Here is a 13,039-nt window from a genome sequence, read left to right as displayed (position 1 = left end):
GAAGTGACGTGAGAGCCGTTGCGATCACGAAATGTGGGTCAGAACCCAAGAGTCACCCGTGGAATCATCCCGAGAGCGGTAGCCATGGATGGGCCACAGCTGGCAGGCGATGCACGTGGATGTTTCGCAGCAGCACCCGTCATGCCACCGGGCACGTTGTTTGGTCCGTGCAGGTGGGGCTGAGAGCGGCTGGGGCGGCGAGCGGCAGTTCGACGTACGAGGCGGCGACCGGGGATCGGTGGATCTGGTAGACGCCGCCGATGAGCTGAAGGGTCTGTGTGATGGTGGGGGTGAGCGCGGGCGCGTCGTCGGTGCCGATGGTCACCCGGATTCGGTGCCCTGGCTTGATGGTCGCCATGGTCGGGAACACCTCGATGTCGTACGGCGTCAGCGTGCCCGAGAGCATGGATTGGGCTGATGCGGCCGTGTAGGGGTGGTACGGCAGGGTGGGCGTGCCGTCGGCGGTCCGCCAGGTGCGTGACTCGTCAAGGGCGCGGAGGCTGCCGAGCAGTCCGCCGCGGGTGAGCGGCTTCGAGGTGCCGTCGGGGGCGACGTCGTCGACTCGGACGACCCATTGCGTGTCGGCGGTGTTCGCGGTCGCGTAGATGCGTGCCGCGATCGGCCCGGCGATGGTGGTCGCCGTCGTCATCGGTGATGAGGTGTACGTTGCGGCGTCCGGCCCGAGCTGCACGGGGCGGGCATCGGTGACGCAGGGGTTGGGCGCGAGCGGGCTGCCCGGTGTTTGGTCCGCTCCCAGGAGGACGAACTGCGTGGTCGACGGTGTGCAGGCGTGTGGCACGTTCGACCAGACGACGGTGTCGGTGCCGCCGGCTTGGGGTGGCGTACCGGTCAGGGTGCCGTCGTTGCTCGACTCGATCGTGCCGGAGCGTCCCGCACCGAGGTAGAACCGGGTCGGGGTGGCGCCGCGGAAGGGGTAGCTCGTTGCGTCGATCCACCGGTCGGCGCCGAGGTCGTAGCTGTGCAGCGGGGTCGTGGTGTCGGTGATCCCCGTCGGTCGGCCCTTGAGCCAGTGGTCGAACCAGCGGAGCGCGAGCTTGCTGACGTTGAGGTACGGGTGGACGCCCTCGACCGCGACAGTGCTGTGAAACCAGGGGCCCTGAACGAGTTGGTAGCGGCTGGTCACCGGTTGATCCGGTGACATCGGGGCGTACGTCGGCCGCCCGCTCCAGGCGTTCTGCAGCCCGGAGTACAGCAGTGGCGTGCCACGCTGGAATGCGTCGTGCCAGCCGCCGACGATCATCGCGGGCACCTGGTTGGCGACGATGTCCGCCAGCACGTCGTGCGGTCGGCGGGCCGCCCAGTAGGTGCTGTCGTAGGCGTTGGGGCCGCCGACGAGGAGGTCGCCGATCGGCAGCACGCCGAGTGATGCACCGTGCTCTACCAGGACTCGGAGAAGGTTGTCCAGGCTCTGGCCGTGCACGTAGCCGAGGAGTGCGGACTGGAGCGCGTTCAGGTAGCTCTGCGGCAGGTTGACGGCCAGGTATTCGGCCGCGAGCAACGAGTTGGGAACGCCGCCGGTGCCGAGGACGTCGCGGTACAGGTCGTCGCCGGGGACGATCGGGAGAATGGCCTTGAGCGGCGAGTTCCGGCCGGCCGCGCCCGCGGCCATGAGCTGGTTGAGCCCGCCGTACGACTGGCCGATCAAGCCGACGGCGCCGGATGAGTGCGGCAGGTTCGCGGCCCAGCGGATCACCGCGACGCTGTCGTTCGCCTCGACGGGTTGAAGGAACGACCACGCGCCCTCGGAGGCGCCGGTGCCGCGGACGTCCACGATCGCTTGGATGTAGCCACGTTCGATGAGGTACGGGTTCTTGCCCATGCCGGTCGTGCCGACGCTCGGGTCGTTGATGCCTTTGTCCTTGCCGTACGGGGTCTGGGTCAGCACGACGGGGAACGGGCCGGGGGCGGGCTCCCCGGTAGCGGGCTCGGCCGGGTAGTAGACGTTGCCGCGGAGGACAGTGCCGTCGGACATGACGATCGGCTGATTGATCCGTTCGCCGACGCCGTATCGCGCCGGATCCGGTGTCCACTCCCCCGGTGTCGCCTGCGCCGGCGGCACCCCGGAGGTGAGGACCGACGCCACGGTGAACGCCACGACCAGCACGGCGTTACGGAGGCGGGAACGCGTCATTGTTTCCTCCTCGGTGTCATCAGCGGGCGGACTTGATCGGCACGATCGCGGCGGCGGCCACCGTCACGAGCACGATCGCCATGACGAACAGGCCGCGGTAGCCGGCGGCGGAGCCGATGACGAGCGACGCCACCATCGGCGCGAGTGCCTGCGCGCCGGCGTTCGCGATGTTGAGGACGCCAAGGTCCTTGCCGTTGTCCTCGGCACGGGGCAGTAGGAGTGTCATCAGTGCTTGATCGACGGACAGATAGCAGCCCGCGCCGAGGCCGGCCAGCGCGATGCTCACGGTGAGTGCCGGCAACGTCGGTGAGAGCAGCGGTGGTACCGCACTGGCCGCGATGACGAGCGAGGACACCATGATGATCGGTTTGCGCCGGCCCAACCGGTCGGACAGCATGCCGGCGGGGAGCAGCCCGGCCAGGGTGGTGACCGCGAGGATGATCGTGTTGATCGACAGGGCGTCGTTCGCGGCGTCTCTCGACAGGCCGATGTAGTCCTGCATGATGAAGAGCTGGTAACCGAGGATCGCGCTGTAGCCGAGGAACAACGCGAACCGCGCGCCGAACGCCCACGCGAAATCGGGGTGCCGGCGTGGGCTCACCCACATGGCCCTTGCCAGCGTACGCAAGGAGACGGCGGGACGATCGGCGTGTGTGGCTGGGTGTTCTCGCAGTCGCCATGCGAACACCAGGCCCCCGAGCGCCAAGAGCAGCCCGAAGGCGGAGTAGCCGAAGGGTATGCGGTCTGCGAGCCGGGCGGCGAAGCCGACGCCGACGACGCCGCCGGCGAAGACCGCGATGCCGGCGAGACCGGAGAACAGGCCGCGTTTGCCGGGTGGGGTGCGGTCGGGCATCACCGCGAGCAGTGGGGCGGAGAAGGCCGCGATGAAGACCTGTGCCACCGCCCAGCAGAGCGCGACGAGCAGGAGGCTCGAGCACAGCCCGAGCCCGACGATGAGCGCGCCCGCGCCGACCGCACCGACCGCGAGCCACGGCGCCCGCCGGCCGAACCGGCTCCTGGTGCGGTCGGAGAGGGCGCCCGCCAGCGGCTGGACGAGCATGCCGACGAGGGATCCGATGCCTGACACCAGACCGAACGCGGCGACCTTGTCGGCGGGTGCGATCGAGGCCATCTGGTTGGGCAGCATCGCCTGGCTGACCCCACCGACGGTGACGTTCACCACGAGCTGGGCGGCGAAGAAGTCGACGGCGAGGCGTCCGTGGCGGCCTGGCGCAGGCACGGCCGGGCTGACCGGAACCGTGCTCGGCACGGGCTGCTCACTCACCGCCTGCCGTCCCAGAGCGCGCGTTCGGCGCCGGCGAGGTCGTCGACGACCTCGCTCGTCGCGTCGAACCGCATCGTCGCGCGCGTCGTGGTGTCGTATGCCGGCCAGCCGGGATCGCCCGTCATCGCGAAGTCGAGCCACGCCCGGTGCATGCGGTCGGCGAGCTGCCGCGGCGGTGCGTCACCCCAGAGGTTGTCTTCGCCGGTCAGCGCGGCCGTCCAGGCCGAGAGTGAGTCGGTGACGAACGGCATCTCGAGGCAGTGCGTGGCGCCGAGGACGGCTGAGGTCGGGCTCGACCAGGTGAACTCGTAGGCGTGCGCCCTTCCGCCGTGCGCCTCTAATAGACGGATGGTGGGGACGCGGAAGGCCCAGTCGGTCCACGCCGCCTGTACCAGCTCGGCGAATCCCGCGTCCGGTCGGGACGCCTTGCCGTAGACGTCGAGATCGCCGGTCGTCAGTCCGAACGCGTCGAGCGCGGCCGTGTAGAAGCGGTCGTCGAGCCGCCCGAGCAGATCGAGGTCTCGGAGGAAGGAGGAGGTCTCGTCCCGCGTCGTTCCCGCCAGCACATCGATGCCCGCGCTGCTTCCCGAGGACACGGCCGACAGGATGTCCGTTGGCAGCACGTCGCCGTCGACGACGCTGCGGAATGGGCTGACCAGGAAGGTCTCGTGCCGCCACCGGTCGAGGTCGAGGAAGTCCAGCTGCATCGCCATGACGGCTTGGACGAGCCGGTCCAGTGGCACGGCGGCGAACGCGTCGGGAGTGGGGTCGATACCGACCAGCTCGGCCATGCGACGGGTCACGGTGAGGGCGCGATCCGTGGTGACTGCGGCCGCGGGCGTCCCGCTCTGTGCGATCGCCCGGCGGAACAGGCCGCGCGCGGAGGGGATCGCCAGCAGGTTCATCACGCTGACGCCGCCGCCGGACTGTCCGAAGATCGTGACGTTGTCGGGGTCTCCGCCGAACGCCGTGATGTTGTCATGCACCCAGCGCAGTGCCGCGACCTGATCCTGCAGACCCAGGTTCGCGTGCCCGCCCGGCACGTACAGGAAGCCGTCGACGTTGAGCCGGTAGTTGATGGACACGTAGACGACGCCGTCACGGGCGAAGGTGTCGCCATGATGTGCGCGGGCCGAGCCGCTGCCGGTGAGGTAGCCGCCGCCGTGGATCCAGACCATCACCGGGAGGCCGGCAGCCCCGGGATCCGGCGTCCAGACGTTCAGGTTGAGACAGTCCTCGCCGATGCTCGTCGCCGAGGTGAATCGGCCGAACGAGGTGGGAGGGGGCAGGGGTTGCGGGCAGCCGGGTCCGAAGGCGACCGCGTCGCGGACACCGGTCCAGGGGGCGACCGCTTCGGCTGGCCGGAACCGCCGGGGACCGAACGGCGCCTCCGCGTAGGGGACGCCGCGGAAGACCGCGATCTCATCCGACCACTCGCCGCGGAGTACGCCTGCGCCGACCCGCATCTCTGCGTCCATGGCTCGCCCCTCTTCAGTGGCTAGGTGAGATTAACTTTTGCCACCGAAGTCCCTGAACGTCAAGAGGTTCGCTTCATCATGCAGCTAGTTCCCAGTCACAAATAGGCCGTTGGGGCCGTCAGATCGGGGTGTACAGCACCGCCCGGCCGATCGAGGCCAGGTCCGCGTCGAACCGGTCACGGCCGCGCAGGTGCCGGATCGGCGCGACGTCGTTGACGACACCAAGCGCGGCGCGGGTAAGCAGCGCCGCTGTAGCGGCGTCGAGCCCTGGTCGTGCCGCGCGCAGCAGGTGCTCCCACTCGGTGACGTAGTCGTGCTGAAGCCGGCGCAGCGTCGACTGCTGTTCCGGCGGGAGATGGATGACCTCGGTGACCAGCGCGGTGACGAGACTCGTGTGGGTGAGGGTGAACTCCACGTACGAACCGAGCAGCGCGTCGAGGGCCTCGGCGGGGCTGGTGGCGCCGTCGAGCGTGCCGGTCAGCAGCAGCTGTAGCGACTGCGCACCGCGGTCGAGCGCGGCGTAGAGCAGGTCGCTCTTGGTGGCGAAGTGCTTGTAGACGCTGGGCCCGGCTATCCCGACCGCCTGGCCGATCTCGTCGACGCTGATCTCATGGAAGCCCCGCTGGCCGAACAGGCCCGTCGCGGCGGTGACCAGCGCCTCCCGGCGGGAGGCGAGGCGGACGCCGGACGCCGGCCGGTCGCCTTTCGGCCGCCAGACACCTGTCCGGCCTGAGGCCGCGTCGATGGGAGCGGCCGTGACCGCGCGGGCCATGTTGTTGATGACGGGTTCGAGCGAGACCGGATCGGTTCGTGTCGAACGATGGGACGGGCTGGCCAGTACGGCGCACACGCTCCACGCGAGCAGGTCGTCGTCCGCCGCACTCAGCTCGGCGCGGCTGCGCCGGACGAGCGAGGCCAACCGGGCGACGGTACGGCGGAACCGCCGCAGCGCCTCGTCTCGCAGAGCGGGAGGAAGATTGCGTGTCTCGCGCTGCCAGAGCAGGCCGAAATCGCGGCGGCGCACGGCTACGGAGGCCAACGCCCGCAGCGACGCGTCAAGAGCCGGCGCAGCCACGACGGCTTCCTCGAACTCGTCGAAACTGTCGAGCACCGCGTGCAGGAGGAGATCCTCCTTGTTCCGGAAGTGCCGGTACAGGGCCGGCGCGGAGATGCCCACGGCCGCGGCGATGTCGCTCAGGCCGACGTTGTGGTAGCCGCGTTCGCAGAACAGGCGTGCTGCGGCCTGGATGATCAGTTGCCGCCGGTTTCTCGGCCGCGTATGCGCCACCACCGCAGAATACCGCTCCATGTGAACGACCGATCCCAAGTGCCGTTCGGAGTGGTCTTGACATGAAGGGGACACCGGACCATAAGTTAACCAAGACTAGCCTAGCGGAACGAGGAGACGCCGATGGGCAGACGGGTTGTGGTCGCCGGCGTCGGCATGGTCGACTTCACCACCCCGAAAGCGGGAGAACGGTACGAGGTCATGGCGGAACGTGCCATCCGTGCCGCTCTCGCGGACGCGGGTGTCGGCTACCCGGCGATCCAGCAGGCCTTCGCCGGCTACGTCTACGGCGACTCGACCTGCGGCCAGGCGGCGCTCTACCGGGTGGGCCTGACCGGCATCCCGATCGTCAACGTCACCAACAACTGTGCCACCGGCTCGACGGCGCTGTGGCTGGCTCGTCAGGCGGTCGAGAGCGGAGCGGCCGATGTCGTGCTGGCCGTGGGGTTCGAGCAGATGCGACGCGGCGCGCTGGTCGAGCACTGGCAGGACCGCACCAGCCCGTTCGCGCGGTTCGACGAGATCCGCGAGGCGGCACAGGGCATCGACGACGCGGCACCGCTCGCGGCGCAGTTCTTCGGCGGAGCCGGCCGGGAATACGCCGAGGAGTACGGCACCGACCCCGCGACGTTCGCGGCGATCGCCGTGAAGGCGCGCAGGCACGCCGCGCACAACCCGCGGGCCGTGTTCCGCGAGCCGCTCACCGTCGAAGAGGTGCTCGCGTCACCGCCGATCTACGGGCCGCTCACCCGGCTGCAGTGCTGTCCTCCGACGAGCGGCGCGGCCGTGGCCATCCTCGCGAGCGAGGACTTCTGCCGCCGCAACGGGATCGAACCTGTCGTCCGCATCGCGGCGCAGGCGTTCACCACGGACCAGCCCGGCAGCTTCACCGGCACCAGCATGCGGAAGCTGATCGGCTACGACCTCGCCGTCGCCGCCGCCCGGCGGGTGTACGAACAGGCCGGTGTCGGTCCGGAGGACGTCCCCGTGGTCGAGCTGCACGACTGCTTCACCACGAACGAGCTGCTGAGCTACGAGGCCCTCGGCCTGACCCCGGAAGGCACCGGCGAGAGGTTCGTCGCCGACGGCGACAACACCTACGGCGGCAAGGTGGTGACCAACCCGTCGGGCGGACTGCTGGCCAAGGGACATCCGCTTGGCGCCACCGGTCTCGCCCAGTGCGCCGAGCTCACCTGGCAGTTGCGCGGCCAGGCAGGCGCGCGCCAGGTTGAGGGGGCGCGGCATGCCTTGCAGCACAACCTCGGTCTCGGCGGCGCATGCGTCGTCACCCTTTACGAGAAGGTGGGCTGACATGCCGGTCATCACGACGCGGCTCACCGAGGCGGCCGCGGGCGAGACCGCGACGATCGTCTGCGGCGGCGGGCTCGTCCTGTGAGGGCACGATAAGGAACTGGTTGCACGTTCCCTGTGACGTGGTGAGGAGACGACGATGTACCTGACCCTCGGCCTGCACCGTGCGCTGCAACAACGTCCGCACGCACCGTTCACCATCACCCGTGACCGGGGCCGCACCGTCGCCGAGTGCGCCGACCGCGTCGCGCGACTCGCCGGCGCGCTCGTTCAGCTCGGCGTGGCGAAGGATGACCGCGTCGGCATCCTCTCCCTCAACTCCGACCGCTTCCACGAGTACCTGTTCGCGGTACCGTGGGCCGACGCCGTGATCGTCCCGGTCAACTTCCGCTGGAGTCCCGCCGAGATCGCCACGTCCCTCGAGGAGTCCGGGACCACCGTGCTCTTCGTCGACGACACGTTCGCACCGCTCGTCCCGGCGTTGCGCGAGCAGTGGCCGGGACTGCGCACCATCATCCACTGTGGAGACGGCAGAGTGCCCGGTGGCACACTGCCGTACGAGGACCTCGTCGCCGACGCCAAGCCCATACCCGATGCGCGCCGCGGTGGCGACCAGCTCGCCGGCATCTTCTACACCGGCGGCACGACCGGCTCGCCGAAGGGCGTCATACTCAGCCACGCCAACATCGTCACCTCGGCGCTCGGCAGCTCGGCCGCCGGCCATTTCGTCACCCCAGACGGACGGCTGCTGCACGTCGCGCCCCTGTTCCATCTCGCCGGCCTCGGCGCATGGGTGGCGGGAAACCTGGTCGGCACCACGCACATCGTGCTGCCCACGTTCGACCCCGCCGCCACCGCCAGGGCACTGGCCGAGCACCAGGCGACCGACGTGCTGATGGTCCCGACGATGATGCACATGCTCGTCAACGACCCCACCGCACACGAGGTCGACCTGTCCGGTGTCCGTCGCCTCATCTACGGCGCATCCCACGTCTCCGAACCGACGCTCCGAGCGATCGAGAAGATCATGCCCAATGCCGCGCTGACCCAGGCGTACGGCATGACCGAGCTCGCACCCGTCGCCACCCTGCTGCGACCCGCCGACCACGCCGACCCGACCCTGCGCACCTCGGCCGGACGCGCCGCGCCACACGCCGAGGTCCGCATCGTCGACCCACACGGCAACGAAGTACCACGCGGCCAAACCGGCGAGGTCGTCGTCCGCGGAGCACACGTGATGCTCGGCTACTGGAACCGGCCCGAGGAGACCGCGCACGCGCTACGCGACGGATGGATGCACACCGGCGACGCCGGACGCATGGACGACTACGGCTACGTCTACATCGTCGACCGCATCAAAGACATGATCATCACCGGCGGCGAGAACGTCTATTCCGCCGAGGTCGAAGCCGTCCTGGCCACACACCCCGCCATCGCCACGTGTGCCGTCGTCGGCGTACCTGACACCGACTGGGGCGAACGCGTCCACGCCGTCGTCGTCCCCAAGCCCGGCACCCACCTGACCGGCGCCGAACTACGCGAGTACTGCAAGACCCGCATCGCCGGCTACAAGTCACCGCGCAGCATCCAGTTCGTTGACCAGCTCCCCATCTCCGCAGCGGGCAAGATCCTCAAACGGACGCTCCGCGACCAGTACCGCGAACGCCCCGAACACCTCATAGCTGACCGCGACGCGCTGCCCGGGGCCTAGCCACGCAACACCACGCGCACGCCTGGGCGTTCTGCAGCCTGCCCGCGGGAGGTGCACCCCTACAGTGCTCTCGCTACGGCACACGATCGCGGTCGGAGTGGCCATCGTGCTGGTGCAGCTGGTGCTGTTGATCAAGGACGGTCATTGATCAGCGCGGTGTTCGCCGCGCTCGACTTTCCGCGCCGTGATGGCGTCCAGTGCTGACCATGTAGGCGGGTCCCGGCCGATGCCTCTGATCCCGCCGCCAGGCGACTGCACCGGTGGGATCACAGCGTGCCTCATCGGACCCGCCCGCCCTGCTCAGAGGGCCCTCCGGTGCCAACTGTCGCGCTTTGGCGCAAGTGGCCGCTCGGGGCACCTCCAGCCGCCGCGGTTGCGGAACCAGGGCCCCGCTCGCCGGCCGCCAGGGCCCGCAGCACCGTAGCCGGCCGACCGCTCACAGGCGTGTATCAACCGCTCGGCGTGCTCCATGTGCCGTTGGGCGGCAACCGGCGTCCACTCGCCGAACCGAGCGCCACCGGGTCCTGCTGGACGTCCGCTTCGAGGCCATGATCCAAAGACCGCAAAATTGTCCGACGAAGTGCGGTATAGGAGGAAAAGTCCCAATGCCCCCCGCCTCCACCTCCCCCGACGCACCCATCCCCACTGGATTCGCGCTCCGTCCGTCTCGCCGGGCCGTCCTGGCCGGCGGCGCCGGAGCCCTTGCCGCCGCGCTCATCCCCGCCACTGCCACGCGCGCCCGGGCCGACGATGTCCTCCGCGATGGCGGCAACACCTCCGTCACGTCTGGCACCGACTTCGCCGTCGCCCCCTCCCCCGACGGCCGCAGGCTCGCCCTCGACATGCTCGGCGTCCTCTGGATCTGCTCAGCCTCCGGCGGCACTGCCCGCCGGCTCACCAGCGACCTGTACGACATCGCCCAACCCGACTGGGCTCCGGACGGGTCCACCATCGTGTTCCAGTCATACCGCGACGGAGTCTTCAACCTGTGGACGATCCGGCCTGACGGCTCCGCGATCACCCAGCTGACCACCGGCCCGTTCGACCACCGCGAGCCCCGCTACAGCCCGGACGGGCGCACCATCGTCTACTCGTCCGATGCCGGCGGCAGCTACGGCATCCACCTGCTCGACGTCGCCACCGGCGCGACCCGTGCGCTGGCCGACACGTCCGCCGAGGAGTACGAGCCGGCCTGGTCACCCGACGGGACCAAGGTCGCCTTCGTCGTCGCCGACACCAGGATCGACGTCGTCGACGTGGCCACCGGCGCCCGCAGCACCGCGGTCACCGTCCCCGCAGGTCAGGTCATCCACCAGCCGTCCTGGATGCCGAACGGCACCGACATCGCCTACCATCTCTTCCGCGCTGGGGCCAACGACCTGGCCAGCACCGCGGGCGCGCTCGTCACCGGCGAGGAGGTCTTCCCGTTCCGCGCCCGGTTCACCCCGGATGGACGGTACTTCTACACCTCCGCCGGTACCATCCGGGCCGGCCGCCTCGGCTCCACGTCCGCCAGCACGATCGGCTTCACCGCCGCGCTGACCGCGACCACGCCGGCCTACAAGAAGAGCGTCCGCGTCTTCGACGCGCCCGGTTCGTTCCCGGTCGTCGGCATCGGCAGCCCGACGGTGTCCCCGGACGGGTCCACCGTCGCTTTCCGCGCCCTCAACGACATCTACCTGATGCGGATCGGGGACAAGCCGATCCCCCTGTTCCGCGACCGATGGTGGAAGGCCGACCCGGACTTCTCCCCAGACGGGCGGCAGCTGGCCTTCGTCACCGACCGCACCGGCACCCTCAACATCTGGGTCCGCGACCTGGCCGCCGGCACCGACCGGCAGCTGACCCACCTGACCGACTCCGCCGCCCTGTCGGTCCGGTGGTCCCCGGACGGGAAGGAGATGGCCTACCTGGACGAGGACGGCGCGCTGTGGGTCCTCAATGTCGCCACCGGCGACATCCAGAAGGTCTTCGACGCCACCTTCGAACCAGGCCGGCCGACCTGGTCGCCGGACGGGAAGACGATCGCCTTAGCCGCGGTCGTGCCGTACTCGCGACGCTACCGTGAGGGCCTGTCCAAGATCCTGGTTGTCGACCGGGCGACAGGTGCGGGCACCTACGTCGACCCGGCCCCGCACCGGTCCCTGCAAACCCGCGGCGACGACGGTCCCGTCTGGTCACCCGACGGCACCATGCTCGCCTTCGCCATGGAGTCGCTCCTGTGGGTCCTGCCGGTCGACAAGACCGGACGTCCCACCGGCCCGGCCCGTCAGGTCACCCGGGAGCTGTCCGACGCCCCGAGCTGGGCCGGCGACTCCACCACCCTGCTCTATCTGAACGGCGGACGACTGAAGACCGTCCGCGTCGACGGGAAGGCCGGCCGGTCCGTCCCGGTGCAGCTGTCCTGGCGGAACGCCCCCGGCCCCGACCAGGTCGTCGTCCACGCCGGCCGCATGTGGGACGGCGTCTCCGCGACGGTCGCCCGAAACGTCGACATTGTCGTACGCGGCCAGCGCATCACGGCGATCGAGCCGCACCGTGACGGACGACCCGGCACCCTGATCGACGCCAGCGACAAGTTCGTCATGCCCGGGCTGATCGACATCCACCACCACCGCGAAATGCAGGGCTACGCCTACGGGTCCCGGCAGGGGCCGCTGTGGCTCGCCCTCGGCATCACGACGACCCGCTCCCCCGGCTCGCCGGCCTACCACATGGTCGAGGAGCGTGAGTCGGTCCAGTCCGGCGCCAGGCTGGCGCCGCGCTATCTGGGAACCGGCGAAGCCATCGACGGGCCGCGCATCTACTACAACTTCATGCGCCCGACGTTCTCCCACGACCAGCTGCGCCTCGAGCTCGAACGGGCCGCCAGCCTCGACTACGACCTGATGAAGTGCTACGTGCGGCTGCCGGTCGTGTGGCACAAGGAGGTCATCGACTGGGCCCACCGTAACGGCAAGCAGGTCACGTCCCACTACCACTACCCGGCGATCGCGATGGGCGGCGACCAGACCGAGCATGTCGGCGCGACCAACCGGTTCGGCTACTCACGCACCGTCACCAATGTCGGCTCCGCATACTCGGACGTCATCTCCATGTTCAACGCGTCGAAGATGGCCCGCACCCCCACCTTGTTCAGCTCCAGCACCCTGTACAAGGAGGACACCTCGCTGGTCACCGACGAACGGACCCGCAGGCTCTATCCGAACTGGCGGATGGCCAAGCTCCAGGCGTCGGTCACCGCCGCGCAGACCACCGACCAGACAGTGACCAGGGCGAACCTGGCCAACCAGGTCGCGCAGCTGGTGGCGATGGTCCGCGGCGGCGGAGTCGTCACCGCCGGCACCGACGCACCCATCGATCACCTCGGCGTCAGCCTGCACATGAACCTGAGAGCCATGGTCAAGTACGGCCTGACCCCGTTGGAGACGCTCACCACCGCGACCAGCACGTCCGGGGCGTACCTCGGCCAGCAGCTGGGCAGGATCGGCAAGGGCATGTATGCCGACCTGGCCATCGTCGACGGCGATCCCCTGACCCGCATCGAGGACGCCGCGAACGTCACCGCTGTCGTCGTCGGCGGGAGGCACCACACGGTCGAGCAACTGCTCGCGCCGTACCCGTCCTCCACAGCCACCGAACAGGTCGCGCCCCGCGCCTCGGCGCCCCGCGGCAAGGTCAAGGCCCGCGTCCCCGCCCACCCGAGCACCGCCGGCTTCTGGTGGAACGACCCAGCCGAGCTGGAAAGGGCCCGCGTCTCCTGCGACCACGACCACCACTAGTCAGGGGTCGTGACCGACATGCCGTGAGGCCT

Annotated in this window: 7 protein-coding genes; 3 read left to right on the top strand and 4 right to left on the bottom strand. The window is 69.6% G+C overall.

Going from position 1 to position 13,039, the window contains the following annotated elements:
- Window positions 1-139: 139 nt before the first annotated feature.
- From ABT294_RS47110 to ABT294_RS47095, 4 genes are all read right to left on the bottom strand, one after another.
- Entirely contained in the window at window positions 140-2,152 is a 2,013-nt protein-coding gene (locus ABT294_RS47110) for a CocE/NonD family hydrolase (protein ID WP_350813054.1), read from the bottom strand.
- A 19-nt stretch (window positions 2,153-2,171) separates the two neighbouring features.
- Window positions 2,172-3,437: an MFS transporter gene (locus tag ABT294_RS47105; RefSeq protein ID WP_350813053.1), complete on the bottom strand. Its 1,266-nt coding sequence runs from the start codon at window positions 3,435-3,437 to the stop codon at window positions 2,172-2,174.
- Window positions 3,434-4,915 carry a carboxylesterase/lipase family protein gene (locus ABT294_RS47100; protein ID WP_350813052.1) on the bottom strand — a complete coding sequence of 494 codons (1,482 nt, stop codon included), beginning with the start codon at window positions 4,913-4,915 and terminating at the stop codon, window positions 3,434-3,436. Before ABT294_RS47100 ends, ABT294_RS47105 begins: the two co-directional genes overlap by 4 nt.
- Window positions 4,916-5,033: 118 nt before the next feature.
- A complete protein-coding gene (locus ABT294_RS47095; RefSeq protein ID WP_350813051.1) occupies window positions 5,034-6,203 on the bottom strand; it encodes a TetR/AcrR family transcriptional regulator in 1,170 nt (389 codons plus the stop codon).
- Between the two features lie 123 nt (window positions 6,204-6,326).
- Here ABT294_RS47095 and ABT294_RS47090 point away from each other — a divergent pair, with 123 nt between their 5' ends.
- The 3 genes from ABT294_RS47090 (at window position 6,327) to ABT294_RS47080 (ending at window position 13,007) form a co-directional block, all read left to right on the top strand.
- On the top strand, window positions 6,327-7,514 hold the full coding sequence (locus ABT294_RS47090) for a lipid-transfer protein (RefSeq protein ID WP_350813050.1): 1,188 nt from the start codon (window positions 6,327-6,329) through the stop codon (window positions 7,512-7,514).
- A 139-nt stretch (window positions 7,515-7,653) separates the two neighbouring features.
- Window positions 7,654-9,225 carry an acyl-CoA synthetase gene (locus tag ABT294_RS47085; protein WP_350813049.1) on the top strand — a complete coding sequence of 524 codons (1,572 nt, stop codon included), beginning with the start codon at window positions 7,654-7,656 and terminating at the stop codon, window positions 9,223-9,225.
- A 605-nt stretch (window positions 9,226-9,830) separates the two neighbouring features.
- Window positions 9,831-13,007: an amidohydrolase family protein gene (locus tag ABT294_RS47080; RefSeq protein WP_350813048.1), complete on the top strand. Its 3,177-nt coding sequence runs from the start codon at window positions 9,831-9,833 to the stop codon at window positions 13,005-13,007.
- Window positions 13,008-13,039 lie beyond the last annotated feature (32 nt).

Origin of the sequence: Nonomuraea sp. NPDC000554, from assembly GCF_040300065.1 — a bacterium.
Taxonomy (GTDB): Bacteria; Actinomycetota; Actinomycetes; order Streptosporangiales; family Streptosporangiaceae; genus Nonomuraea.
This window is presented reverse-complemented; position numbering and strand designations above follow the sequence as displayed.